This is a genomic window from Bacillus sp. REN10, assembly GCF_016820555.1.
In the GTDB taxonomy this organism is placed as follows: Bacteria; Bacillota; Bacilli; order Bacillales; family Domibacillaceae; genus Bacillus_CE.
On record NZ_JADHDW010000018.1, the window covers coordinates 1 to 25,889 of the forward strand.

Genomic DNA, 25,889 nt, shown 5'->3' on the forward strand with positions numbered 1-25,889 from the left:
AATCGCGGCTGTCTGACCATCTTGAATCGGCACGGGCTCGATGCCGTCTTCATACGACAAACAGGCATGCCATCGACCGTCATAGACGAGTTCTACTTCTTTGACTAAGCCATCGGGGACTGACGAAAGCTTCAACACGATCGGTGCCTGTTGTTTTCCTTGCCATCTTCCTAAGCTCAGGATCAGTTTTCGTCCTTTTAACACGAAGGATTTGTCGACCCATTTGGGAGGAAACACGAATTTTTCTTTGTATGGATACCGGATGGACTTGTTCGTTTTCCTCGCTTGGCGGACGCTTTCTCGGGCACGCAAAAACTTGTGGCACACCGCTTGGATCGTCTGACTGTGAAGCGGATACAAACCTTTGAGTTCCGATTGAAGGTTGCTTTTGTTGATCCATGTGCCGTGAATTCGATAATAATACCGAGCGAGCTGCACGCAGTCATTCCAAATCGTTCCGCAAATCCGACGTAGGTGAAATAACTGTTGAAACGTGGACTGTGACGCTNCTTCACGCTCCTTGAGGAAGAGGACTTCTCTCGGATTATGTTAAAAAAGACGAAATAATAGCATTTATAGTGTAGTGTAGTATTTGTATTCGTAAAAAGGAGGATTTTACTTTTGAATATTTTAATTTTAGGTGCAACTGGACGAGTTGGAAGTCAAATAGTGACTTATGCCCTTCATGACAGACATCATGTTACTGTATTAGTTCGCACTCCAGAGAAGTTTCAAATAAATAATGAAAATTTAACCATTATTCAAGGAAATGTATTAAATAAAGATGATATAGTACGTGCAATGCATGGGATTGATGTAGTTATTAGTGCACTGAATACTGATGGCACAACCACTCTATCAGAAAGTATGCCATTTATTATCGAAGCAATGGAAAACGAAGGTATGAAACGAATAATAACAATAGGAACTGCGGGTATTCTGCAAAGTAGAACCACGCCAAATTCTCTACGTTATCAATCAAGTGAATCAAAGCAGAAGTCAACCCGTGCAGCGAAAGAACATCATAAGGTGTATGATCTGCTTAAACAATCAACACTTGAATGGACCATTGTATGTCCAACGTATTTACCTGATGGAGAAAGATTAGGTGAATACCGTGTAGAAAGTGATTTTTTGCCAGTGGATGGAGTTAAGATAAATGTATCGGATACAGCAGAATTCACATATAAGCAGATTGAAAGTAACAATTATATAAAATCACGTGTAGGAATCGCCTACTAATAATATTCTCTTACATTATTACTTGCTGTCACAAGGTAAAATTTATTGTTTGTGAAAAATTGTACTTAAACTAAAGGGTACGTTTGTTTTACAAGCTAAGGCTGTAATCAATATCAAAATCTTCAACAATTGGGGGCTTAATATTAAAAGAGTTTGTAATCAATGCCAAACTGAAATGATAGAAGATTGTAAAGTAAATGTAGAAGGCGGGATGTACGGAATTAAGATTAGTCAAAAGGGTAAAGGAATCTTCAATAGTGTTTCTGCAAAGCCTAAAGCATCTGTAAGTCCTAAATGTGGTTATGTAGCTTTCTATATTGATGAGTTTAGAGAGTTTAAAAAGTAAATACATATTCAAAAATAGGGTGCTTTAGTTTAACAGTCGATTCCTTGAAATCGGCTTTTTTTATGGGTGAAAATTTCCTTAGCGTTGTAAATACGCATTTTCCTGATGCTACCCCGTCTATAAAAAATAAAAAACCACCAAATATGTATTTGGTGGAGACGGTGGGACGTGCTATTCCATGGGCATTATTCATCATTAGGCAATAAAAGTAAATTGTTTATTGCGTAATATTTAGAAATCTGAAATAATTGCAGTAGACAAAAGGTAAGGTACTTTAATAATTAAAATCTGTATTTTAAGGAGAGAGAGAATGCTATTCTATATAGTGGCTATATTTTTATTTATCGGAAGCTGGTATTATTACTCATGGAATAGAAAAAAGAGAAAAGGTTTGTTACCTTTTAGTTTGATAATTCTCGGAGCGCCGATTATATATCACATGGTAGGACTTAATTATGCAGCATTCATCCATAGTCAAGGTGGAGCATTAACTTCTTCTTTTTTAGCTATTTTATTGCTTGCTAATAACCTAATTATACTGATGATCAGCATTTACTATATTATAAGAAAAAAGTGAAAAATGCTCCTACCTTATAAAAAAAGAAAACGCGCGAAATGGATTGTGGAAAACTATGAAAATGTGACTCCCCGAAACGGAAAGTATTCTCCAGAGTCATTAAGAAAGAAGTTATCGTTTGAAGAAGAAGTTTTTTCGTCTATAAAAAAATAAGCTATGTTAATTTTTAATGTTGATATTTGGGGGATAAAAAAAGAATGCCTTGATATATAGGCATTCTGCATTGTTTATGACCATTTTTCTTCATCATCAATCCATTGATTATTCTTTAAATCATATGATTTGTAATCATCATGAAAAACAAAATACGATGGTAAAGTCAATGCATTCCCACCTGCTTTTTCCCAACATTGACTAAACCAATCAGTAAACGCCTTTTGTTCTTGTGGAACTAACGTTTCTTCATTCTGCTCATAAAAGTCAAAAAAATCATCCAACTGGCTGTCATTTAACTGATGATATTCGATTTCTGGAAGTACCTCTTCACTTCCAGAAAAAACGGTTGTGTCGTTTCCTTCATAAAAAACTTCATTGGCTTCTTTATCCATTGAGAACATTCTTATTGATAATTCGAACCTCGTAGGCTCAATGAATGCGGAGAAATCCAATAAATCTATATCAGACGAATAGTTGTATGCAAAGATATTTTTGAGATTTCCTACTAACAAATCAGATTGTTTCTCAAGGTTGGTTTTAATAGAACCAATATAATTATCAACTGTAAACATAAATATAAACCTCCACCAAAAAGATTATGCGGTAAATTGGGATAATCTTAGTGTTTCGTTTGTCTCATTTACTTGGTACACAAGATGTAATCATCATATCCTTTAAATTCTTCACAGAGCCTTCAAATACCTCTATTTCAAGAAAACGAAACCATGCCAAATAATGCTCCAAATATTTCGAAGCTACCCCGTTAACTCTTTGCAACCAGCGTTTTAAACGACTATGGAAGCTATTGACGTTTTGTATGTACCAAATCGAACCACATTCTTATTCTGACAATGAGGGCATACAAAACCCTTCTTGTTTTTACCCTCGGCAATTTCCTTTAAAAGTGGTTCTTTACCATGAATTGAATGTGCTAATGATGTTTGGAGGAAAGTCAACAAACGCTGTTGAGTCATTTCATCTAACTTCTGAACTTCTTTTACAATTTCAGCTAACTTCATTGCTATCCCTCCAAACCCATCATTTTATATTACTACTTTAGAACATTCGTTCCTAAAGTGCAAATATCAACATTTACCTTTAACATAGCTAAAAAATAAAAAACCACCAAATATGTATTTGGTGGAGACGGTGGGACGTGCTATTCCATGCTTTCGTCATGGCACTGACTATATCTTGAACCTGAGTGATTCAGGTTCTTCGGCGTATTATACGAAAAATAGATTTACTTGATTCTCAAGTAGTTTTCCGTATCCTAGTACTACCCGCTAAGTGGCAGCCTATAAGTCGATACACGGCTGTTGGATTGCTCCACACACCGCTCGGCATTGCCTTATCGCATCATGGCGACTTAGGTTTCACCGATCAAGCCGAATTTTCACTTACGCGTTACCACGCAAGGCGACTATTTACTAATCGAACCCACGTCCAAAGATAACGGCACTTAAGCGTCTACGAGTGTAGTCGATATATTCGCGTTTCGCCAACTTCTCTGCCTATCGACAGGCGTTAAAGCCGCTAGTCTGGTTGTTCTCTTCCTTCTTCCTCAGACGGTGGAATCCGGCGTAACCCGCTAAAGTTGAGTCCGCTACCCTACCACACGGGTGATGGAGGGGCGAACCGCTAAGCGCTTATTAAGCAGCTAAAGCGAAATTGTTTTGTTGTTTGCCAGTTATAGGCTTTGACGTTTTAACGAGGCCGATCCCCTCGACTCGCAACCTAAGCTCGAACTACCCCTGTCGAATCCGTAACGTCCCCATGTTAAAAGGGTTGCGGATGCTCCAGGCTATCAGCCAGAGCTAAGTTGTCATGTTGTGACAGGACTAATTATAGCATACTCACATCGAAAAGTGCAAGGCGTCCGTTTATCGGCGACAAGCAAAAGACGAGCCGGCTGGAAGGTTGTTCTTTAACCTTCTAGATGGATTGGCTTTTGACCTCGAGCCGATGACGCCTGGAACTAGAGATTAACCTAGTTGGAAAAGAAACATGTTCTTTTCTCCGATCGACGCTGGTATTACATTCCTTTTTGGCGGTCGCGGAAGGCTCTTTCGATGTCGCGCTTTGCTTCTTTCTTCTTCAAGTCTTCACGCTTGTCGAATTTCTTTTTCCCTTTTCCAAGACCAATTAGTACTTTGGCATAGCCGTCTTTTAAATACATTTTCAGCGGAACGATGGAATAACCGGCTTCCTTCGTCTCGCCAATGAGTTTATCAATTTGCTTGCGGTGCAAAAGCAGTTTTCTTGTGCGAAGCGGTTCGTGATTGTAGCGATTTCCCTGCTCGTACGGGCTAATGTGCATATTGTGAATGAACACTTCGCCGTTTTGAATGCGAGCAAACGCGTCCTTTAAGTTTACCCGGCCATTGCGGATGGATTTGATTTCGGTTCCTTGTAGGACAATCCCTGCTTCATATGTTTCTTCGATAAAATAGTCGTGGTTCGCTTTTTTATTTTGAGCGACGACCTTTCCCTCTCCCTTTGGCATCTTGCTTCACCTTCCATTTTTCATTGTCGGCCGGCAACCGCAGCTGCCGGCACAACAGATCTTTATCGTTTATTTTTACGCTGTTTCTTCATTTTCGTTGGTACGCCTTCAGAATATTTGCCTCTTTTTTTCTTTTTACGAGGCGGCTGATTGGACCATTCTCCCGCGGATTCTTTCTTAGGATCGCGTTTCTTCTGGTCATTGGACTTTAATTTTACCACTTTTGGTTGTTCTTTAAACGAACGTTTTTTCACATTTTTCATGCCGACGATTTCAAAGTCGATCGATTGCTCTTCTTTGTTGACGTTCGTTACACGAACCGTGATTTCATCGCCAATGCGGAAGACGTTTCCAGTCCGTTCACCGATCATCGCATAATGACGCTCATCATAGCGATAATAATCATCGGTCATATAAGAAACGTGGACAAGCCCTTCGATCGTATTCGGCAGTTCGACAAACATTCCAAAATTCGTGACAGAACTGATAATACCGTCGAATTCTTCACCAATTTTATCAAGCATAAATTCCGCTTTTTTCATTTCATCTGTATCGCGCTCGGCATCGACCGCACGGCGCTCCATACTCGATGTATGCTCCGCGATCGCCGGAAGCTTAGCATCCCATTTCGCTTGGGTCGCCGGATCAATTTCTCCATTAATTAAATACGTGCGAATTAAGCGATGTACGATTAAATCTGGATAACGACGAATCGGCGACGTAAAATGCGTGTAAAACTCGGTCGATAATCCGAAGTGACCAAGACTCTCAGGATTGTATTTCGCTTGTTGCATCGAGCGCAGCATCACCGTGGAAATCACGACTTCTTCTGGCTTTCCTTCAATCGCTTCGATGATTTCTTGGAGCGCACGCGGATGAACGGCGTTGGCTGTTCCTTTCACGATTAAGCCGAAGTTTGTAATAAATTCAAAGAAGCGCTGTAGCTTGTCTTCTTTTGGATCTTCGTGAATACGATAAATAAACGGTACATCCATCCAATGGAAATGCTCGGCCACGGTTTCATTGGCGACTAGCATAAATTCTTCGATTAAACGCTCGGCCACCGAACGCTCGCGCAATACGACGTCAGTCGGCTTGCCCTCTTCATCGACTAATACTTTTGCTTCTTTAAAATCGAAATCAATCGCTCCACGTTTTTTCCGCTTTTCACGCAAGATGGCAGCGAGTGCTTCCATGTCTTCAAATAATGGTACGAGCGGCTCGTATGTTTGACGTAGCTCTTCGTCTTTTTCGACAAGAATACTGTTCACATCACTATACGTCATCCGCTCCGTCGTTTTAATGACACTTTGGAAAATTTCGTGGCTCACGACTTCTCCCGCTTCATTGATTTCCATTTCACATGATAATGTGAGGCGGTCCACTTTCGGGTTGAGCGAGCAAATCCCGTTGGATAAGCGATGCGGAATCATCGGGATGACGCGGTCGACTAAATAAACGCTCGTTCCGCGTTCATACGCTTCTTGATCAATAGGCGAACCCTCCGTCACATAATGGCTGACATCGGCGATATGCACACCTAATTTATAGTTTCCATTGTCGAGCTTCGTCACCGTAACGGCATCATCGAGGTCTTTCGCATCCGCTCCATCAATCGTTACAATCGTTTCGCCGCGTAAATCCCGACGATTTTCCGTATCTTTTGGATCAATTTCATCCGGTACGGCATTCGCTTGTTCCATTACTTCTTCAGGAAATTCCTGCGGCAAGCCATGCTTATAAATAATCGACATAATATCGACGCCTGGATCGTTTTTATGTCCAAGAATTTCGATGATTTCACCCTCGGCATTTTTGCGGCCTTCTGGGTACGACGTAATTTTGACGACGACTTTATGCCCTTCGATCGCTCCTTTTGTGACTTCTTTCGGGATAAAAATATCGCTAGCGAATTTTTTATCATCCGGAATCACAAAGCCGAAATGCTTACTGTCGGTGTATGTGCCGACAATTTCGCTTTTGCCGCGCTCTAAAATACGCACGACCGTTCCTTCGCGGCGAGATCCGCTCGTTTCAGACGTCACCCGAACGAGGGCAATGTCTCCATTTAATGCTCCATTCGTTTCATGCGGCGGGATGAAAATATCATCCATGCCCGGCTCCTCTGCTAGTAAAAAAGCAAAGCCTTTCGCATGACCAGAAATTTTCCCACGGATTAAATTCATTTTTTCCGGCAAGCCGTAGCGATTCGCTCTTGTGCGAACGACGAGCCCTTTTTCCTCCATATACACAAGTGCTTTCACAAACTCTTTAAAGTCGGAAGAATCTTCAATCCCAAGCGCTTCTTCTAGCTCTTTCACCGTGAGCGGCTTGTAGCTTTCTTCTTTCATATACGTCAGCAACTGCTCGACGTACTGTTTCGTTTCTTGTTCCATGTGTGTTCCCTCCTGTTCTCTCTAAACTGTCCAGTCTAGCCGTTCTAAAAATTGATAAATATCTTCGTGAAGCTGCTGTTTCTCCTTATCGAGTGTGATCACATGACCAGACTCTTCATACCACTTGATTTCTTTCATCGTTGATTCGATTTCTTCATAAATAATATTGGCGCTGTTTGGATTAATCATGTCGTCATGTCTTGCTTGAACAACAAATGTCGGCGCGTAAATCATATCAATGTTGGCACGAACATCAGCCATTAATTGCTGCAAAGCCTTTAACGTATTCATCGGCGTTTTCTTAAACTCTTCCATTTCCTTTTCAATGACGTCTTCCGATTTCCCTTCAAACTTTTTGAATTCGCGGGCATAGTCCAAAACGCCATTGTACATCGTTTCTTCACTTTTTAAATACATCGGAGCGCACATCGTGATCACGCCTTTAACCGGTGTCGTTTCAGCCAACTTTAAGGAGAATACGCCGCCGAGAGAAAGGCCGGCTACCGCGATTTCGTTATATCCTAGATCTTTCAAATGCTGATAACCATTTACGACATCCTGCCACCAATCATCAGGCCCTGTCACCACTAGCTCTTCTGGCGGCACACCATGCCCTTTATAATGCGGTGCATGAGAGGTGTACCCTTGTTTCTCTAAAAACCGACCGAGCATGCGGACATCTGAAGAATTCCCCGTAAACCCATGGAGCAAAAGCACCGCTCGCTTTCCGGCTTCAAATGTAAATGGTTTTGGTAATGTTAATTTCATGTTGCAAATAAACCCCTTTTCTTTAGTATGGACCGTTCCTTCAACTCTCAACATTATTTTACGAAAAATTTCCTCCAGTAGCTAGTGTGAACACCATATATGAACGATTGGTGACGATTCGTGAACGATTCATGACAATTACTGAACGATTATCGCTGAATCGTGAACGATTGGCCCACACTTTCGGCTGATCCACCCTCTAACCTCTAAAAAAGGGGCATCTATTGGCCGATCACCATAATAAAAAAAGCACCCCCAACGGATGCTTTTTTATTACAGTCCTAAATATGATACAGCAATGGTTAATCCAAAGAATAGAATCGCTAAAACAACCGTTACGCGGTGTAAAACTAAATCGATGCCGCGTGCCTTTTGCTTTCCAAAAAGCTGTTCCGCTCCGCCTGAAATCGCTCCAGATAAACCGGCACTTTTGCCAGATTGAAGAAGAACAACAGCGATTAGTCCAATCGACACAATAACAAGGGCAACCATTAAGATTGTATGCAACATGTTTTTTAACCTCCATCAAACGAACATACGAATATCTTCATTTTACCATACGAACGGGAATTTGAAAAACAGGAATTATATTAGCTTGTTTTAAATCGCTGAACGGTTTGATGAAGTTCATCTGCCAGTCCGGCTAATAGAGCGGAGGATGCATGAATCTCTTCCATCGAAGCGAGTTGCTCCTCGGTGGCCGCCGCAATTTGTTCCGTGTTAGCAGCAGCTTGCTGTGCTCCTTCCTCTAACGATTCTATAGAAGAAACGATGTTACCCACATCTTGATTGATATCATCAATGTTGGATGAAATATGCGTAATGACTTGTTGGACATGATAAATGGCTGTTTGGATCGTTTCAAAGTTGGTGTTGGCTTGATGAATCGTTTGTACACTAGAACGGACATCTTTTGTCGATTCCGTCATCGTTGTTTCTACTTTCTTCACTTGTTGATGAATCATTTGCGTCACCGTCGTAATTTGTTCTGTAGAAGAAGCTGATTGTTCTGCTAACTTTCTTACTTCCTCCGCAACGATTGCGAAGCCCTTTCCATGCTCCCCAGCTCTAGCCGCTTCGATCGAGGCATTCAGCGCTAATAAATTTGTTTGTTTTGCAATATCGGAAATCACCTTGACGATGCCATCAATGTGGTCTGTTTGTTCAACCAATCCTGAAATATCGGCGGCCAAGCTATCAAATGAATCGGTCATTTCATTCATTTGTTCAACGGAAGCAGTAAGCACTTTAACGCCATCATCTGCCGCTTTAGTCGCCGCTTTCACCGCATCGACCGCTTGTTGTGATTGACTGTGAATATCCGCCATCGACTCATTCATTTCTTTTGCCGTACTAGTCGTACTAACTCCAAAAGCTTTTTGCGCTTCTGAGGCGGCTGCAATTCCGTTCATGGAGTCAGAAATTTGTTCAGAGGCTTTCCCCGCATCTTCTGATACCGCACTTAGTTCCACAGATGAATCATTCACTTTTTCCGCATGTTGGGCTACCTCTTGAAGCATTTTCTTCAATTTTGTCTTCATCATATCAATGTTTTTCCCTAATCGCCCGATTTCATCTTTGCGTTGAATCGCCAACGACGGCTTACTTAAATCACCTTTAGCAATATGTCGAACTTCATGCTCGATAGATAAAATCGGACCGATCATTCTTTTCGTATAAACATAAATAATAACGGTACCGATAAGAAAAGCAGCCATCAATGTAATGATTAAATACATTAATATTTGATTGGCTCCCTTGTTAAAATCTTGCATATATGTGCCAGCAGTAATATTCCAGCCCCAATGCGGATCATTGGCCACATAAATAATTTTAGGAGCAGTTTCATCCGATTCCGGCAACGTCCAAGTATATTCAAGGAACCCCTGTTTACTGGCACTCGATGAGATCTTAACTAGGGCTTCTCCTACATTCACCCCATCAGGTGTCACGATCTTCATCAAATCCTCACCCTCTATTTGAGGATGAGCTAAAAGGATTCCCTTATGATCCATGATATACATGTAACCGCTTTCACCTAAGTCGAAACGATCAGCAATTGGTCTAGTTCCGTCCTTCTGCTTCGGTCCAAGAATCATCTCCTTCACTTGCTCCTGCGCTTCCTCAAGTGGTAGACTCCCCTTCTCCACTTGCTTGTTCAACACCTCAATTGTTGCCAACACAAACTGCACATCATTTTTTAAATTTTTCTTTCCCAGTTCATTTAACTCCTCTTTCGACTGCTCATAAGAAATCAATCCTACGACCAAAGCCGGCACCGCCAAAAGAACGAGTGTAATCATAATAAAATTCACCTTAATAGATCGAAACACCTGTACACACCCCATTTCTCCAACTATGTACATAAAATATTAACACATTTTTCTAAATATTCAAACATAAGTTGTGTACACGGAGCAAACAACAAATAAAGACTGTCCAAAAGTCATACAAATGATTTTCTGGACAGCCAGATGTTTAAATGATAAGCTTTGTTAACTGTTTTTTAACATGCGAACCCTTTTAGTTCTTTGCTTCACTCTGCTTTCTCTACTTGCTCATAAATCGTCCCATTCGTATCCATAATCACAATTTCAGATTGTACTCGATCAAGTCCAATCACAATTGTCGGGTTCTTCTCACTCGATTCATTATAAAACGTTCTAACTTTAATTTCCGTCGTGTCCCCATCTTCTGTGACATCTAAAACCTCAATATTATTGCCAGCCATTTGTCCTCCTAAAGATAAAACGACCGCTTTGTTTCCCTCAGAAATAGTGAAAGTTTCATATCCTTGAATCGTTGTCTCCTGGGAAACAAGTCTAAACTATTCACATTTCCCCCAAAAAAAGAAAGCCCCATGAACAGGAGGCTTTCTCATTTTTCATTACTTACTTTTTCAAATTATAAAACGTTTTATCGCCAAGGTACTCCGCTAAATCACCAAGGTTGTCTTCGATGCGAAGCAATTGGTTGTATTTCGCTACACGGTCTGTACGAGACGGTGCACCTGTTTTGATTTGGCCTGCGTTTGTTGCGACAGCGATGTCTGCGATTGTCGCGTCTTCTGTTTCACCAGAGCGGTGAGAGATGACAGCTGTGTAGCCAGCGCGTTTCGCCATTTCGATCGCGTCAAATGTTTCTGTTAGTGTACCGATTTGGTTCACTTTAATTAGAATCGCGTTACCCACGCCTTGCTCGATTCCTTGCGCTAGTTTTGTTGTGTTTGTAACGAATAGATCGTCCCCAACTAGCTGAACTTTATGGCCAATGCGCTCCGTTAGCATTTTGTGGCCTTCCCAGTCGTTTTCATCTAAGCCATCTTCAATAGAGATGATTGGGTATTTAGAAACAAGCTCTTCATACCAGTCAACCATTTCAGCTGATGTTTTCACAACGCCTTCTCCGCTTAAATGATATTTGCCATCTTCTTTGTTATAGAACTCAGAAGAAGCGGCATCCATAGCTAGTTTCACTTGCTCGCCAGGCTTGTAGCCCGCTTTTTCGATCGCTTCGATGATCGTTTGCAGTGCTTCTTCGTTCGATTTTAAGTTTGGAGCGAAGCCGCCTTCATCTCCAACAGCTGTATTCAAGCCTTTTGCTTTTAATACCGCTTTTAAGCTATGGAAAATTTCTGCGCCCATACGAAGAGCTTCTTTGAAGTTTTCCGCACCTACTGGCATGATCATAAATTCTTGAATGTCGACGTTGTTGTCAGCATGCTCTCCGCCGTTCACGATGTTCATCATTGGAACAGGAAGCTGTTTAGAATTAACGCCGCCAAGGTATTCGTATAAATGAACACCTAGGTGATCTGCGGCTGCATGAGCAACGGCCATTGATACACCAAGAATGGCGTTGGCTCCTAATTTTCCTTTGTTATCTGTGCCATCAAGCTCGATCATGGCACGGTCAATACCAATTTGATCAAGAACTTCAAAGCTTCCAACTAATTCTGGAGCGATGACATCATTTACGTTTTCAACTGCTTTTAATACACCTTTTCCAAGGTAACGGGCTTTATCGCCATCACGAAGTTCAACTGCTTCGTATTCGCCTGTAGAAGCGCCAGATGGCACAAGCGCGCGTCCAAATGCGCCAGATTGTGTATATACTTCTACTTCAACTGTTGGATTTCCACGTGAATCTAACACTTCGCGCGCATAAATATCAGTGATAATCGGCATAACATTCTCTCCTTTAACAATAAAATTATTTTTTAATTAATGATGTTCCGGTCATTTCTGACGGCTGTTCAATGTTCAATAAATCTAACATCGTTGGTGACAGATCACCTAAAATGCCGCCTTCACGCAAATCAATTCCTTGCTTCGTCACGATGACTGGAACTGGATTCGTCGTGTGAGCCGTCATCGGGTTGCCTTCAAGCGTCACCACTTCATCCGCATTCCCATGGTCAGCGGTAATGATCGCTGTGCCGCCTTTAGCAATGATTAAATCAACGACTTTGCCTAAGCATTCATCGACTGCTTCTACCGCCTTAATCGTCGGTTGCAGCATGCCGGAATGCCCCACCATATCGGGGTTGGCAAAGTTTAAAATAATCGCATCTTGTCTGTCATTTCGAAGCTCATCAAGCAACGCGTCCGTTACTTCATAAGCGCTCATTTCTGGTTTTAAATCATAAGTAGCTACTTTTGGTGAATCAATTAAAATCCGCTTTTCTCCCGGAAACTCTTTCTCGCGGCCTCCGCTCATGAAGAAAGTCACATGCGGATATTTTTCGGTTTCGGCAATGCGAAGCTGACGCAATCCATGCGCAGATAGCACTTCACCGACTGTATTCGTTAAATCAACATTTTCAAAAGCAATGACGCCATCAACCGTTTCGCTGTATGGAGTCATGCAGACAAAACAGAGGTTTTGCGGCACTTGTCCGCGGTCAAAGCCTTCAAATTGTTTGTTCGTAAACACATTCGATAATTGAATGGCTCGGTCTGGACGGAAGTTAAAGAAGATAATGGCATCATTCTCTTCTACTTTCGCTACCGGTTTGCCTGATTCATCTGTTAATACACCCGGCACAACAAATTCATCCGTAATGCCGTTGGCGTAAGAATCGTGAACTAATTCGATTGGATCTTTAAACAGTGGTGCTTCATGACGAACTAGCGCTTGGTACACCAGTTCCACACGTTCCCAGCGTTTATCGCGATCCATTGCATAATAGCGACCCGAAATCGTCGCAAACTGGCCGACGCCGTATTCTTTCATCTTCTGTAATGTGTCTTCAATATAGCCAACCGCTGTTTTTGGACCGACATCCCGCCCATCCAAAAAACCATGGACATATACTTTTTTTAATCCTTCCTGCGCCGCTAATTTCAATAGGGCAAACAGGTGGTTGTTATGACTATGAACGCCACCATCGGATAAAAGTCCAAATAAGTGAAGCGCCGAGTCATGCTTTTTCGCATGCTCAATTGCTTGAAGAAACTTTTCATTTTTGAAAAATTCGCCTTCACGAATCGCAATATTAATTCTCGTTAAGCTTTGATACACAATACGACCAGCGCCTATATTTAAGTGGCCGACTTCCGAATTTCCCATTTGGCCATCCGGCAGTCCCACTGCTTCTCCGCTCGCTGTTAACGTCGTATGAGGATATTGCTGCCAATAGCGGTCAAAGTTCGGTTTCTTCGCTTGAGCGACCGCGTTTCCTGATGTTTCACCACGGCAGCCGAATCCATCTAAAATAATGAGCGCAACAGGTGCTTTACTCATTGTTCACAGCCTCCAACAATTGCAAGAAAGATGCGGAATCTAAGCTAGCTCCGCCGACAAGCGCTCCATCAATGTCCGGCTGAGACATGTATTCGCCAATATTGCTTGGCTTGACACTGCCGCCATATTGAATGCGAACATTATCAGCCACTTGTTTAGAAAAGCTTTCGGCTACTGTTTGACGAATGTAGGCACATACTTCATTAGCATCTTCTGCTGTTGAAGATTTACCTGTGCCAATCGCCCAAATTGGTTCATAGGCAATCACTGTACGGCTCGCTTCTTCTTCCGTTAAACCTTCTAGCGCTTTTTTCACTTGTCCGCCAACAAAAGCATTCGTTTCGCCATTTTCGCGCTGCTCTAGCGTTTCCCCACAGCAAACGATTGGTGTAAGACCGTATCGGAAAGCCGCATGAACTTTTTTATTCACTGTTTCATCTGTTTCATTAAACATTTCACGACGTTCAGAGTGTCCGATGATGACATAATCCACTTCAATGTCTTGAAGCGCTTTCGGACTGATTTCTCCTGTAAATGCGCCGCTTTCTTCAAAGTGCATCGTTTGCGCACCAATTTTGACATCGGTTCCTTTGACTGTCTGTACAAGCTGCTGTAAAAACAACGCAGGCGAACAAATGACGCTGTCCACTACACTCGGGTCAGGGACTAAGCTTTTCACTTCTTCTGCAAAGCTTGTCGCTTCCGCTAATGTCTTATGCATTTTCCAGTTTCCTGCGATAATTGGTTTCCGCAAGTTTCTTCACCCTTTCCAATGCTTGATCTCTTACTTGTCGTTAAGCGCCACTACTCCAGGTAGCTGTTTGCCTTCCATGAACTCTAAGGAAGCGCCGCCGCCTGTAGAAATATGGCTCATGCGATCTGCTAACTGGAACTTCTCTACAGCAGCTGCTGAATCACCGCCGCCGATGACAGAATATGTACCTTCCGCTTCAGCCAGCGCTTCGGCTACGGCTTTCGTTCCGCCAGCAAACTTGTCCATTTCAAACACACCCATCGGTCCATTCCAAATGACAAGCTTGGATTTTTGAATCGTTTCTTTATAAAGAGCACTTGTTTTCGGTCCGATATCAAGGCCCATCGCATCAGCAGGAATGTCCTCAATCGCTACTTCTCTTGCTTCGGCCTCTTCCGAAAATTGATCTGCCACAATCGCATCGATCGGCATTAAAAAGGACACGCCTTTTTCTTCTGCTTTTTTCATAAATTGCTTGGCTAAATCAATTTTGTCTTCTTCTAATAAAGACTTACCGATTTCATAGCCTTTTGCTTTCACAAATGTGTAAGCAAGACCGCCGCCGATGATCAAGTTATCTACTTTATCAAGCAAATGATCGATGACATCGATTTTATCTTTTACTTTCGCTCCGCCGATAATCGCTGTAAATGGTCGCTCTGGATCAGAAAGGGCTTTTCCAAGCACGTCAAGTTCTTTTTCCATTAAGAAACCAGCTACGGCCGGCAAGTGATGAGCAATTCCCTCCGTTGACGCATGCGCGCGGTGAGCCGCTCCGAATGCATCGTTGACATAAACATCCGCAAGGCTTGCCAATGCTTTCGCTAACTCCGGATCATTTTTCTCTTCACCTGGGTAAAAGCGAACATTCTCAAGCAATAAAAGGTCACCATCGTTCATCTTTTCGATTTCTGCTTGAACCGCTTCGCCATAAGCTTCATCGACTTTCTTCACTTCTTTGCCGGAAAGCTCAGACAAACGGCCAGCAACAGGTGTTAAGCGAAGCTCTTCTTTCACTTCGCCTTTAGGGCGGCCAAGGTGGCTCGCTAGGATGACTTTCGCTCCCTGTTCAGACAAATATTGAATGGTCGGCAATGCTGCCCGGATGCGTGTATCGTCTGTTACTTTTCCGTCTTTCATTGGCACGTTAAAGTCCACACGGCAAAACACGCGTTTCCCTTTCACATCCACATCCTTGATCGTCTTCTTGTTCATTCAAACAGGCCTCCCTTGTTTAGTTGAAAAAAATTGACCGATCTGAAAATGGTCGTCCCACTTGTTGAAACAAGGAGGGAGTAACGAAAAAAACCGGTTCTCATGGCTTTGGCGCCCCGTTCTTTTCCGTCATCCGGCTCCGAGTTTTTCAAAGTCAAGACAGCGCATTTCTCACGATCAATGACAAAGGGGAGGGGGATTGTTCCCCGCTCCCCTTACATCCCAATTACATTATAGATGGTGGTTTACTATTTTCCAACTACGATGTTGAAAAATATAACACATTTTTTTATTAGTGTAACACTTTTAAAAAAATTACAATCCTTTTTCAGCGATGTATTCAACTAAATCAACCACTCGGTGTGAATAACCTGACTCATTGTCATACCAAGCAAGCACTTTCAACATGTTATCTTCAATGACCATTGTTGATAACGCATCAATGGTAGAAGACACGGCGCTTCCGTTGTAGTCACGAGATACAAGCGGCTCTTCTGTGTAAGCAAGAATGCCTTTCAGCTCGCCTTCTGCTGCTGCTTTCAAGGCTGCGTTCACTTGCTCAACCGTTACATCTTTCTCTAATTCCACGACTAAGTCAACAACAGAAACGTTCGGTGTTGGCACGCGCATCGCCATTCCGTTCAGTTTGCCTTTCAACTCAGGTAGTACAAGAGCGACTGCTTTTGCAGCTCCTGTTGTTGTTGGAATGATGGATTCTGCTGCTGCACGAGCACGGCGGTAGTCTTTATGCGGAAGGTCTAAAATTTGTTGGTCATTTGTATAAGAGTGAACCGTTGTCATCATTCCGCGTTTAATGCCAAACTCATCATTTAATACTTTCGCAAACGGCGCTAAGCAGTTTGTTGTACAAGATGCATTCGAAATGACGTGATGATTTTCGGCATCGTATTGCTCATGGTTAACCCCCATCACAATCGTCACATCTTCGCCTTTAGCTGGAGCGGAGATGACTACTTTTTTCGCACCCGCTTCTAAGTGTTTCGCTGCATCTTCGCGCTTCGTGAAACGTCCAGTCGATTCGACGACCACATCTACTCCGAGTTCTCCCCAAGGAAGCTTCGCTGGGTCGCGTTCTGCAATTACCTTCACCTTGTGGCCGCCAACAACGATGTAGTCTCCATCAACAGTGACTTCTTCATTTAACGTGCCGTGAACAGAATCATATTTTAAAAGATGAGCCAACATCTTCGCATCAGTTAAATCATTGACCGCTACAATTTCTAAATTCGGATGTTGTAAAGCTGCTCGTAATACAATTCGTCCAATTCGCCCAAACCCATTAATACCAACTTTCACTGTCATAACCAAATTCCTCCCTTAATTCATCAAAATGTATATGATCAATAATTAATGGGGGTGCCATTAACTACGAACTACTTAGTTCTCCACTTAACAAATATTTAGCTGCTGCTTCATCAGTGATTAAAACGGTTGCTTTCGGTACACCTTGTAAATAAGAGTGAATCGCTTTCCCTTTCGAGGCGCCTCCAGCTACAGCTACGACATTATGAACATGCTTTAGATCGTCTAATTGAAGGCCGATAGTGGATATTTTATGTACGACGCGGCCCGCCCCGTCAAAATAATAACCAAATGCCTCGGCTACCGCTTTCCCTTCGCTAATCTTTTGCATATCCTCTTCCGGTGTGTTTCTTCGCTTGGCCATTATGGACGCTTCACCAATTCCATGAATGACAATATTTGCAGATTTAATGATCGAAAGCACCTCTTTAATGGCAGGCTCTTTCATGAGTGATTCTTGCGCTTTCAAGCTCATTTGATCGGGTGCATATAACACTTTGTGCGTGCTCCCTGTATTGAGCGCCATTTGAGCCACAATAGAGTTTGCTTGCATTTGAACGTCTGCGCCAATGCCGCCTCGTGCCGGGACAAATATAATCTCTTTCCCTTCACTGAATTGTTCATTCATCGCTCGAGCGGCTTCTAGCATCGTCGTTCCACCTGTAACCCCGATGATATTTTTCGCAGTTAACCGCTTTTTTATACAGCTGACGCAAGCGATGCCAAGTTCCTTCTTGACCCAAGGAGACTGATCACTATCCCCTTGCACAATCGTCACCTCATCCAGCCCATAGCGCATTTTCAGCTGCTGCTCCATTGAGTGTATACCCTTAATCTCACTCATTAACCCCTGCAAATCCTCAAGTACAGATTCACCCTCCACGGTCAAAACCATACCCTTAGACTGAAAATCAATTAACGATTGTTGTTTTAAAAACTCTACTTCACTTCTTAATACTCTTTCCGTGAAGCCTAACGATTGAGCTAATAGTCTTCTTCCGACCGGTTGGGCTAAGCGAATGGATTGCAAGATGTCATAACGTTTTTGCAAAACTTGCAGCAAGTCAGGTAATAATCTTTTTTGAATATCGATGAATGTTCGCATACAAACCTCCTTCGGGTCATTTTTTGTCCCGAATGAAACAAATACGTCCCACTTAGTTCAAAAAAAATCCCTGCCTTCACGATTATAGTAACAGGGAAGATTGCAAAAATCAACCAAGATCATGTTAAGTTTTTGTCAATCTCATATGTTGTTATTGTAATTTTCCGATTAATGTTGGATAGTCAACGGTTCCATATTGAATGATCTCCCCATTATGTTCAATGACAGGAATCATTAATCCATATTTTTCGGTCCATTCCTCCTGATCATTAATATTGCGTTCCTCGACCACAAGCGGAATCTCTTCTTGCACCAGCTGTAAAATCAGTTGAGCTTCTACGCAAAGAGGGCATTGCGGCCGCGTATAAAAAATAACTTCCTTCATAGCTGTTCCTCAATTCTCAGTCGTATCTTTTTCGTTTCGATGAAGAAGGGATCGAAAGCTGATCACGGTATTTCGCTACCGTTCTTCTCGACACTTGCCATCCTTCTTCTGTCAGTCGGTTGCTGATTTCCTGATCCGACAATGGCTTTCTCTTATCTTCCGCCTTGACCCATTCTAGCATTTTCGCCTTGACTTGCTGAGCGGATGCCGTTTCTTCTGAGTTGCCGCTTGTTAAACCAGACGGGAAAAAGAATTTCAACTCATACGTGCCGTATGGCGTTTGCATATATTTCCCCCGTACTGCACGGCTCACCGTTGATTCATGAATCTCCAGCTCATCTGCGATTTCCTTCATGGTCAGTGGCTGCAAGCTCGTTGGTCCGCGGAAGAAAAAGTCTTTCTGCTTTTCAACAATTTTCAAACCGACTCGTTGAATCGTCCGCTTGCGCTGTTCTAAGCTTTTCAACAGCCATAAATAATCTTTCTGTTTTTCTCTCATAAATTGCTTTAATTGCGGATCTTTATGAGCAGCCAATTCATTGAAATAATCCTTTTGAAACACAATCTTCGGCATATCCTCTTCAAGAAGATACACTTCAATTGAATCATTCTTCAACTGAACCGTTAAATCCGGACGCACATAATTGGCCTGTTCCGTTTGAAAGCGGGCTCCTGGCTTCGGATTTAACTGCTGTTGAATAAAGTCAGCCGCTGCTTGTATTTCTTTCACATCGACGTTGAGCTTTTTCGCCAGCGGTCGCCAATTTTTCTCGGCAAATTCTACAAAGTGATCTTCCACAATCGTAAACACAAGCGGAGGAACCTTTATCATTCTTTCTAACTGCAGCAATAAACAATCCTGCAAACGAAAAGCTCCCACTCCCGCAGGCTCAAGCTCACGAATCATCTCCAGCACTTCTTCTGCTTCAGACGGCTGACAGCGACACATAAGCGCGGCCTCTTTCATCGTAATCGACATATATCCGTTTTCATCCATATTATATAACAAAAAATCAAGAATTCGTTTTTGTGTAGGTCCCATCGGAATAAGTGACAATTGCATTCGTAAATAATCAAGCAAGGTCTGAGACGTGTCCGCTAAATGCTCCACCCAATTCTTCTCTTCGCTTTCACTTGATCCCCTTTGTTGTGAACGCACTTTTTCTTTCGTTTGAAGCGCTTTCATTTCTGATTCCTCTAATTGAATAAAAGGATTCTCCATCGTTTTCGCTTCTAAAAACTCTGTTAGCTCCTGGGCAGAGTACTGCAGCAAAGCAATCGCCTGCGTTAGTTCCTGCGTCATCGCAAGCTTCATCGTCTGCTGTTGCCAAAGTCCCGGCTTTAAATGCATATTCATCTTCCCACTCCCCCCTCACTTTCTATTATACAACAGGAATCAAAAATGAGAATGAAAATTTAGAATTTTTTACAATAAAATCGTCTTTCTTCGACATGAACCTACGCGGATAGCGAATCGCCCATCTAAAAAAAGCCTGTCGCCCACAATAATGAGGATGACAGGCTTCAAGGGAGCGAATTCCCCAGCCTAACCGCTATAAACACCACTACACGTTCCAGCTTTCGGTTCGTAATAACAATGATTTTTAAATTGGCCAGAAAAAGGTTGACCATACCACGTCGGAGGACACGGAGCATATGGATTAAAATACCATAAAGCATATTTCCCAGGATGTTGCCTCCAATAATCCAAATTCTTTTTAGCTAATCGTCTTTCTACACTTCTCGCTCTTTGGTAAAAGACATTCCCTTTTTGAACCGCTTCAAAAGAGTAGTTTCCTCCTTGTACTTGATAAATGACTTGTGGGATGGTTCGTAAATTTTTAAAGTCTAAGCAATTGGCTACCACTCGATTCACAATAACATTTCCAACATATAACATCCCTTGCAACCCTTCACCTTCAGCTTCTGCTCTCATCATCCTTGCCATTAAGTCAACGTCTGAACTCCGGTAACTTACTCTCGGCATTTTTCCACCCCCAAAATATAGTATGAAAAAATGCCTCCATTCATGTCACGAGTGATCAAGCAGGCTTCCTTAGCTGTTAAATTGTTGAATCGCCTGTGTTACTTTTTGATAGGATTCTTGAAGTTGCTGGATCGTTTGTTCAAGATGATTCATCATCGCAACTTGTTGTTCAGCCGAGTTGGCCACTTGTTGCGTTCTTTGCACGTTATCATTAACCAGCTGATTCATTTGCTCTGTGGAGGCTAGCACTTCTTCGGAGCTAGCCGACATTTGTTCATGAACAGCTGATTGGTCTTGAATTTCTTCATTGACTTCGAGTACCGCTTCCAGTACTTTTTCAAGGTTTTGTCCAATAGCGATCACGGCTTGCGTGCCCAGTTTCACTTGATTTGAACTGCTTTCCATCTCAGCCAGTGCCTGTACGGTGACATTTTCAAATGATTGAAGATGAGCTCGGATTTCCTCCGCTGACGAACGAGACATTTCGGCGAGCTTGCGAACTTCATCCGCCACAACAGCGAAACCTTTCCCTGCTTCTCCTGCTCGCGCGGCTTCAATGGCGGCATTTAGTGCCAACAGATTCGTTTGATCGGCAATGCCAGTAATCACTTGGACCATTTCTTCAATCAACCGGAACTGTTCACCCATCTCCTGTACATGCTTCCCGGTTACTAATACGGAGGATTCGACTTGCTGAATTTGTGTAACGACGGAGCGTGAATCATCAACGCTCGTTTGAACGAGCTCCGTCATTTCTGTCGATGTTTCAGCCACATGTGCTGTGGAATCAGCCATCCGTTGAATACCGATCGCCATTTCCTCCATCGCCGTAACCACTTCATTGTTATTGGTTCGTTGTTGCTCCCCATCGGCTGCCATTAATTCGATACGCTCCGTCATCGCGTCATTCGACTCCCGCACGGTCTGCATCGTATGCCCAAGATCGTCAACGACTTTCTCTACATTAGTCGACGTCTGCCCAATGACGAAAAGGGCTTCTTTCACTTTCATTAAGGACTGAGCAAAGGACTTGGAGAAATCGGTGATCTCATTGTCCTGCTTATATTGTAATGAACGAAGAGATTGCTCCGCTCCCGCCACATTACCATCAGCAAATTGGCTAGATGCTTGTTGAATCGTTTGCAACGGCTGTAACGTCCGCTTTATAAAACGGTAAATCAGCCATAATGCGAAAGAAGCAATGATCACCATGACACCAATGGAAATTGACAGAACCGTCATTAAGATATCTTGTTGAATGCCTCGAATTTGTGTCGCTGCCACATCCACTCCGACAATGGCCACGACCTCTCCATTCGCATCTTTTAAAGGTATAAGCGCTGTCAAAAATTGTCCGTACTCCTCATCTTCAATGAGATCCGTATGATACCCATTTTGACGAATCGCCTGTTCCACAAATTCATACTTCGTTGCCGAAGATTCTTCCCCGATAACTCCCGCTCCCTCTTTAGTATCTAGCGGCATACCATCCACTAAAAATTTGACCGGCTGATTTTTCTCCGGAACCTCATATGTATAGGCATACATCACGCCATTTTTAAGACGCAAATCATTCAGCTCTTTACGAAGCTCTCTATATAATTCAGATTCCTGCGGTTGTTGCGCAAGCTCTTTATATTTTTCTGCATCCAACTGATTCGCTAAATTAGCAGCGACATGGATCGTCTGGCTTCCAATTGCTTGATTGATCGTTGAACCAGTCGATACATAAATAATCGTCAAAAACAACCCACCGATCACAACCATCGTTCCCACTATATATAACAATAACTGTTTTCCTAACTTCACCTTTCTATCTCCTTTCTTACTATTTTATATATCGGCATACTAGTACTTTTTGTAAAGTGCCCTTATCGATAAAGCAAGAAAACAGATGGAAAATTAAAACAAGTCAAAACAGGACTATCCCAACAATAAGGGAGACAGTCCTGTTTTTATAATTCCACTCGAATGGTTGTACCTTCACCCAAAATACTTTTAATCATGATCACACCTTGATGGGCTTCAATAATATCTTTGGCAATGGCTGTCCCAAGCCCTGATCCTTTATGAGATTCTCCTGTATTTGTCCCGCGATAGTAGCGACTGAAAATATGGTTCAGCTCTTCCTTACTCATGCCTTTTCCATTATCCTCAATATAAACTGCTGTTTTTCCCTCTTCTCTTTCTACCTTCACAGTCACATTCGTATCTGGATCATTATGCACGACCGCATTATAAATTAAATTGCTCAATGCCCGCCGCAGCAATAGTTCATCCACCGCTAAGAAAATCCCTTCTTCTTTACAATCAAAAGTAATAGATCGCTCTTGATATTTCGGGTCATTTAATAAATCAATGACAATATTTCGCACTAACGAGACGATGTTGACGCTCTGCTTATTTAACGACATTTGTTTATTTTTCAAGCGCGTCGTTAAGTTCAAATCATCGATTACTTCTTTAATATATAACGACTTTTGTTCAATAATTTCGGCATATTCACGCATCTCTTCAATGGGAAAATTATAGTCTTTATCCTTCATCATTTCCGCAAATCCTTGAATCGAAGCAAGCGGCGTTTTCATGTCATGCGAAATGTTCGCAATCCACTCTTCTTTTAAGCGATCTAGCTTCTTCCGCTCCACTTCTGCTGCTTTCAACTCTGTTGATAAATCGTGTACATTATGAGCAACTTCCCGATAAATCCCCCTCGACTCACTCACTACGTTATAGTCCTTGCTTGCTAATCTTTTAATATCATCAACAATTTTATGCACCGGCTTCGTTAAACGCTGGCTAAATACATAACCGATCAGCACAGCAATCAAACTATCGATCATCAGAAACAGCAAAAAGATATTGTTCAAGCTCTTCCTTAATTCAGCAGTATTGTATGAAAGGATATCTCTATTAATATTGGGATCAACTACACCAATAAAATAACTGTACGCTTGTCCATCACGATTCACACTAGCCATAAAGACCGTTGTATCAGCATCGACTTCTTCGTATTTATACATTTGAACAATTTCCACTGGTGAATACGATGTAGGCAAAGTCTTTGGTGCTCGGTATGCATACTGCTCTTCTCCTTGCTCATTTAACACTTGAATCCAAGCATTTTTCTGTTTCAAAACTTCTTTTCCTACTGAGTTGATCGTTAGTCTCCCTTCATCTATCTGAACATATTGTTTAAACTCTCTTACAAATGATTCCACTGGTTCGCTAAAAAAAGGAGCTGTTGTGTGCGATTGCCAAAACAACAAGCCAACGAGCATCACCCCATTAATACAAACGACAAATAACACAATCAGGAGGATCGAAAATAAATACCTTCCTGTTAAACGCCAGCGCATTCACTACTCCTCCTTCGCAACGAATTTATACCCTAAACCTTTAACTGTAAGAATATGCTCTGGCTTCGACGGATTTTCTTCGACTTTTTCGCGGAGCCGACGAATGTGCACCATAATCGTATTATCAAAGCCGATAAAATCCTCGCCCCACACGTGATGACAAAGGCTTTCTTTACTAATGATATGGTTAGCATGCTTCATCAAATGGCTCATTAAGCCCAGCTCTTTCGGCTTTAACTCAATCGATTCACCGTTTTTCGTCAGCACCGCCATTTGTTCATTTAACGTAAACGGACCCGCTTGCAAAATCTCTTCTTTCGGCTCCTCTTTCATAAAGTTCGCCCGGCGCAGCTGTGCTTTTACCCGATAAGCAACCTCTTTCGGACTGAACGGCTTCGTAATATAGTCATCTCCCCCAATCGCAAATCCGACAATTTTATCCACCTCTTCATCCTTCGCTGATAAAAATAAAATCGGCACGTTGGAGATCTCGCGGATTTGCTTGCACACATCATACCCTTCTCCATCAGGCAGCATAATATCTAATAAAACAAGATCTGGCCGATGCGCTTGAAATTGCGCCACTCCATCCTTCACCGTCGTACTCGTATAAATTCGTTCCACTCCTTCCTTCGTCAACACCGTCTTCAATAATCGTAAAATATCCTCTTCATCGTCAATGATGAGAACTGCTTGCTGTTTCGTCATCTGTCGTATTCCTCCTGTTTTTCTCTAGTATAACGGAAAAAGCTCCGTTTACGCTGTTTGGTAAACGAAGCTTTTTCAGATTATGATGCTTTTTTAACTATCTTCCCTTGGCGACTATAAGTCATTACACGCCATAATTTTTCAAGCGGTCCCATGCGGAAGAAACGGAACCAAACAACACTGAAAATGACTTGAATCCCAAAAATCATACAAGCAATAAGAACCACTTCACGTGACGTCGGAAACTCAATCCCCATCCACGCCATCAGTTGAAGCCCTATGATACTTTGGGCCACATAGTTTGTCAAAGCCATTTGTCCAACCCTTGCAAGCGGCATACATGCTTTTTGTAACCATCGATGTTCAAGTAAAGAGAATAAGGTAACTAAATAGAAGGGGGTCATAGCGAGTGCATTTAATTGTAAAGCCAGCATGTGTAAAGGTTCATTTCCATCCCCAATTTTCCAAATGAATACAGATGATAAAACGGATAGTGCGAACGTAATAAGCTGAATCAACCAAATTTGACGTTTGTAGTTGCCTAGATGACGAACCCAATCAGCTTTTGCTGTTAAAAAGCCAGCTAAAAACATAATAAAGATTATTAAAGCATCATTGGTGACATACTTAGCGATTGGCATATCTGTGCCAAAAATCATCTGGATAAAAGCGGCAGCAATAAACAAGCTGACGATACCAGTAAACCATTTACTAATTGCTTTCTTAGACAAGTTATAAAATGGCAATAAGAAAAATCCAATAAGCGCATACGGTACTAAAATGGAACCGAAGAAAATAAGAAAATGCACAATACCGAACAAAAATAAGATGATTAATCGGCGTGCAAATCGTTTTCTAGGATTGTCTCCTCGCTGTTCAGCACGAGAAGCAAAAATATAAAAACCAAAGCCAAACAAAAAGGAAAACATCGAGAAAAATTTCTTCTCTACGAAAATATCAATAAAAAGGTCAATCCAATGATCCACAATTGTAGACTTTGGCAAGACCATCCCTTCCATAACCAGAACAAAAGCTGGAATATTAATAAATAAAATACCGAACAACGCGATCCCACGAATAATATCTAAAGATACAATCCGCTCTTTTTGCGAAATAGATGGTTTCATAGCAATCAAACTCCTTCTTTTTTATTCCTGTAAAAAGAATAAAACGCCCACCTTACACAGAGATAATTTAAACCTTACATAATCCTTACATTTTAGAGAGATGCGCAAATTCAAGTTGGCCGTGACTGATTTTCTCGCGCAGGCGACTGATGAGTGGTCATTCACGACTGATTTCAGCCGAATCGCGACT

Annotated in this window: 24 protein-coding genes, 1 other RNA gene and 1 pseudogene; 1 reads left to right on the forward strand and 25 read right to left on the reverse strand. The window is 42.1% G+C overall.

The window, feature by feature from the left end:
• On the reverse strand, nt 1–438 hold a 438-nt coding region (locus IRB43_RS16275; protein WP_481748161.1), incomplete at its 3' end, for a nuclease/transposase family protein.
• Between the two features lie 183 nt (nt 439–621).
• Here IRB43_RS16275 and IRB43_RS16280 point away from each other — a divergent pair.
• A complete protein-coding gene (locus IRB43_RS16280) occupies nt 622–1,242 on the forward strand; it encodes an NAD(P)-dependent oxidoreductase (RefSeq protein ID WP_203364532.1) in 621 nt (206 codons plus the stop codon).
• Nucleotides 1,243–2,392: 1,150 nt separating this feature from the next.
• Here the strand turns inward: IRB43_RS16280 and IRB43_RS16285 are convergent.
• From IRB43_RS16285 to IRB43_RS16400, 24 genes and pseudogenes are all read right to left on the reverse strand, one after another.
• On the reverse strand, nt 2,393–2,893 hold the full coding sequence (locus IRB43_RS16285) for a hypothetical protein (protein ID WP_203364533.1): 501 nt from the start codon (nt 2,891–2,893) through the stop codon (nt 2,393–2,395).
• Nucleotides 2,894–2,957: 64 nt separating this feature from the next.
• Nucleotides 2,958–3,149: pseudogene (locus tag IRB43_RS18325) on the reverse strand (IS1595 family transposase); the annotation flags it as partial.
• A complete protein-coding gene (locus IRB43_RS16295; RefSeq protein WP_203364534.1) occupies nt 3,107–3,340 on the reverse strand; it encodes a hypothetical protein in 234 nt (77 codons plus the stop codon). The gene IRB43_RS16295 and the pseudogene IRB43_RS18325, both read right to left, overlap by 43 nt.
• Before the next feature lie 412 nt (nt 3,341–3,752).
• Nucleotides 3,753–4,089: a transfer-messenger RNA gene (gene ssrA, locus IRB43_RS16300) on the reverse strand.
• 267 nt (nt 4,090–4,356) lie between these two features.
• Nucleotides 4,357–4,827 carry an SsrA-binding protein SmpB gene (smpB, locus tag IRB43_RS16305; RefSeq protein WP_203364535.1) on the reverse strand — a complete coding sequence of 157 codons (471 nt, stop codon included), beginning with the start codon at nt 4,825–4,827 and terminating at the stop codon, nt 4,357–4,359.
• 62 nt (nt 4,828–4,889) lie between these two features.
• A complete protein-coding gene (gene rnr, locus IRB43_RS16310; RefSeq protein WP_203364536.1) occupies nt 4,890–7,223 on the reverse strand; it encodes a ribonuclease R in 2,334 nt (777 codons plus the stop codon).
• A 21-nt stretch (nt 7,224–7,244) separates the two neighbouring features.
• A complete protein-coding gene (locus IRB43_RS16315) occupies nt 7,245–7,991 on the reverse strand; it encodes an alpha/beta hydrolase (protein WP_203364537.1) in 747 nt (248 codons plus the stop codon).
• A 58-nt stretch (nt 7,992–8,049) separates the two neighbouring features.
• Nucleotides 8,050–8,187: a hypothetical protein gene (locus tag IRB43_RS16320; RefSeq protein ID WP_203364538.1), complete on the reverse strand. Its 138-nt coding sequence runs from the start codon at nt 8,185–8,187 to the stop codon at nt 8,050–8,052.
• A 77-nt stretch (nt 8,188–8,264) separates the two neighbouring features.
• Entirely contained in the window at nt 8,265–8,483 is a 219-nt protein-coding gene (secG, locus tag IRB43_RS16325) for a preprotein translocase subunit SecG (protein ID WP_481748162.1), read from the reverse strand.
• Between the two features lie 98 nt (nt 8,484–8,581).
• Nucleotides 8,582–10,294: a methyl-accepting chemotaxis protein gene (locus IRB43_RS16330; RefSeq protein ID WP_203364539.1), complete on the reverse strand. Its 1,713-nt coding sequence runs from the start codon at nt 10,292–10,294 to the stop codon at nt 8,582–8,584.
• A gap of 233 nt (nt 10,295–10,527) precedes the next feature.
• Nucleotides 10,528–10,722 (reverse strand): hypothetical protein, encoded by a 195-nt coding sequence (locus IRB43_RS16335; protein WP_203364540.1) that lies wholly within the window; start codon nt 10,720–10,722, stop codon nt 10,528–10,530.
• 160 nt (nt 10,723–10,882) lie between these two features.
• Entirely contained in the window at nt 10,883–12,178 is a 1,296-nt protein-coding gene (eno, locus tag IRB43_RS16340) for a phosphopyruvate hydratase (protein ID WP_203364541.1), read from the reverse strand.
• Between the two features lie 25 nt (nt 12,179–12,203).
• A complete protein-coding gene (gene gpmI, locus IRB43_RS16345; RefSeq protein ID WP_203364542.1) occupies nt 12,204–13,736 on the reverse strand; it encodes a 2,3-bisphosphoglycerate-independent phosphoglycerate mutase in 1,533 nt (510 codons plus the stop codon).
• Nucleotides 13,729–14,490: a triose-phosphate isomerase gene (tpiA, locus tag IRB43_RS16350; protein WP_203364543.1), complete on the reverse strand. Its 762-nt coding sequence runs from the start codon at nt 14,488–14,490 to the stop codon at nt 13,729–13,731. Before tpiA ends, gpmI begins: the two co-directional genes overlap by 8 nt.
• 30 nt (nt 14,491–14,520) lie before the next feature.
• Complete coding sequence (locus IRB43_RS16355) at nt 14,521–15,705, reverse strand: phosphoglycerate kinase (RefSeq protein WP_203364544.1); 1,185 nt, start codon at nt 15,703–15,705, stop codon at nt 14,521–14,523.
• A 315-nt stretch (nt 15,706–16,020) separates the two neighbouring features.
• Entirely contained in the window at nt 16,021–17,028 is a 1,008-nt protein-coding gene (gene gap / locus IRB43_RS16360) for a type I glyceraldehyde-3-phosphate dehydrogenase (RefSeq protein WP_203364545.1), read from the reverse strand.
• A 64-nt stretch (nt 17,029–17,092) separates the two neighbouring features.
• The gene (locus tag IRB43_RS16365; protein WP_203364546.1) at nt 17,093–18,133 is read right to left on the reverse strand and encodes a sugar-binding transcriptional regulator; all 1,041 of its coding nucleotides are present in this window, start codon (nt 18,131–18,133) and stop codon (nt 17,093–17,095) included.
• A 151-nt stretch (nt 18,134–18,284) separates the two neighbouring features.
• The gene (locus IRB43_RS16370) at nt 18,285–18,518 is read right to left on the reverse strand and encodes a glutaredoxin family protein (RefSeq protein ID WP_203364547.1); all 234 of its coding nucleotides are present in this window, start codon (nt 18,516–18,518) and stop codon (nt 18,285–18,287) included.
• A gap of 16 nt (nt 18,519–18,534) precedes the next feature.
• Nucleotides 18,535–19,875 carry an RNA polymerase factor sigma-54 gene (gene rpoN / locus IRB43_RS16375; protein WP_203364548.1) on the reverse strand — a complete coding sequence of 447 codons (1,341 nt, stop codon included), beginning with the start codon at nt 19,873–19,875 and terminating at the stop codon, nt 18,535–18,537.
• 189 nt (nt 19,876–20,064) lie between these two features.
• A complete protein-coding gene (locus tag IRB43_RS16380; RefSeq protein WP_203364549.1) occupies nt 20,065–20,505 on the reverse strand; it encodes a cell wall hydrolase in 441 nt (146 codons plus the stop codon).
• 69 nt (nt 20,506–20,574) lie between these two features.
• A complete protein-coding gene (locus tag IRB43_RS16385) occupies nt 20,575–22,314 on the reverse strand; it encodes a methyl-accepting chemotaxis protein (protein ID WP_343070904.1) in 1,740 nt (579 codons plus the stop codon).
• Between the two features lie 146 nt (nt 22,315–22,460).
• Complete coding sequence (locus IRB43_RS16390; protein WP_203364550.1) at nt 22,461–23,864, reverse strand: sensor histidine kinase; 1,404 nt, start codon at nt 23,862–23,864, stop codon at nt 22,461–22,463.
• Nucleotides 23,865–23,867: 3 nt separating this feature from the next.
• A complete protein-coding gene (locus tag IRB43_RS16395; RefSeq protein ID WP_203364551.1) occupies nt 23,868–24,572 on the reverse strand; it encodes a response regulator transcription factor in 705 nt (234 codons plus the stop codon).
• Between the two features lie 80 nt (nt 24,573–24,652).
• Nucleotides 24,653–25,699 (reverse strand): DUF418 domain-containing protein, encoded by a 1,047-nt coding sequence (locus IRB43_RS16400; RefSeq protein WP_203364552.1) that lies wholly within the window; start codon nt 25,697–25,699, stop codon nt 24,653–24,655.
• Nucleotides 25,700–25,889 lie beyond the last annotated feature (190 nt).

Bases quoted from the DNA above. Each gene is read 5' to 3' on its own strand.
- IRB43_RS16285 (WP_203364533.1), bottom strand. From the start codon at position 2,893: ATGTTTACAGTTGATAATTATATTGGTTCTATTAAAACCAACCTTGAG.
- IRB43_RS16295 (WP_203364534.1), bottom strand. From the start codon at position 3,340: ATGAAGTTAGCTGAAATTGTAAAAGAAGTTCAGAAGTTAGATGAAATG.
- smpB (WP_203364535.1), bottom strand. From the start codon at position 4,827: ATGCCAAAGGGAGAGGGAAAGGTCGTCGCTCAAAATAAAAAAGCGAAC.
- rnr (WP_203364536.1), bottom strand. From the start codon at position 7,223: ATGGAACAAGAAACGAAACAGTACGTCGAGCAGTTGCTGACGTATATG.
- IRB43_RS16315 (WP_203364537.1), bottom strand. From the start codon at position 7,991: ATGAAATTAACATTACCAAAACCATTTACATTTGAAGCCGGAAAGCGA.
- secG (WP_481748162.1), bottom strand. From the start codon at position 8,483: ATGGTTGCCCTTGTTATTGTGTCGATTGGACTAATCGCTGTTGTTCTT.
- IRB43_RS16330 (WP_203364539.1), bottom strand. From the start codon at position 10,294: ATGATTACACTCGTTCTTTTGGCGGTGCCGGCTTTGGTCGTAGGATTG.
- IRB43_RS16335 (WP_203364540.1), bottom strand. From the start codon at position 10,722: ATGGCTGGCAATAATATTGAGGTTTTAGATGTCACAGAAGATGGGGAC.
- eno (WP_203364541.1), bottom strand. From the start codon at position 12,178: ATGCCGATTATCACTGATATTTATGCGCGCGAAGTGTTAGATTCACGT.
- gpmI (WP_203364542.1), bottom strand. From the start codon at position 13,736: ATGAGTAAAGCACCTGTTGCGCTCATTATTTTAGATGGATTCGGCTGC.
- IRB43_RS16355 (WP_203364544.1), bottom strand. From the start codon at position 15,705: ATGAACAAGAAGACGATCAAGGATGTGGATGTGAAAGGGAAACGCGTG.
- gap (WP_203364545.1), bottom strand. From the start codon at position 17,028: ATGACAGTGAAAGTTGGTATTAATGGGTTTGGGCGAATTGGACGAATT.
- IRB43_RS16365 (WP_203364546.1), bottom strand. From the start codon at position 18,133: ATGCGAACATTCATCGATATTCAAAAAAGATTATTACCTGACTTGCTG.
- IRB43_RS16370 (WP_203364547.1), bottom strand. From the start codon at position 18,518: ATGAAGGAAGTTATTTTTTATACGCGGCCGCAATGCCCTCTTTGCGTA.
- rpoN (WP_203364548.1), bottom strand. From the start codon at position 19,875: ATGAATATGCATTTAAAGCCGGGACTTTGGCAACAGCAGACGATGAAG.
- IRB43_RS16380 (WP_203364549.1), bottom strand. From the start codon at position 20,505: ATGCCGAGAGTAAGTTACCGGAGTTCAGACGTTGACTTAATGGCAAGG.
- IRB43_RS16390 (WP_203364550.1), bottom strand. From the start codon at position 23,864: ATGCGCTGGCGTTTAACAGGAAGGTATTTATTTTCGATCCTCCTGATT.
- IRB43_RS16395 (WP_203364551.1), bottom strand. From the start codon at position 24,572: ATGACGAAACAGCAAGCAGTTCTCATCATTGACGATGAAGAGGATATT.
- IRB43_RS16400 (WP_203364552.1), bottom strand. From the start codon at position 25,699: ATGAAACCATCTATTTCGCAAAAAGAGCGGATTGTATCTTTAGATATT.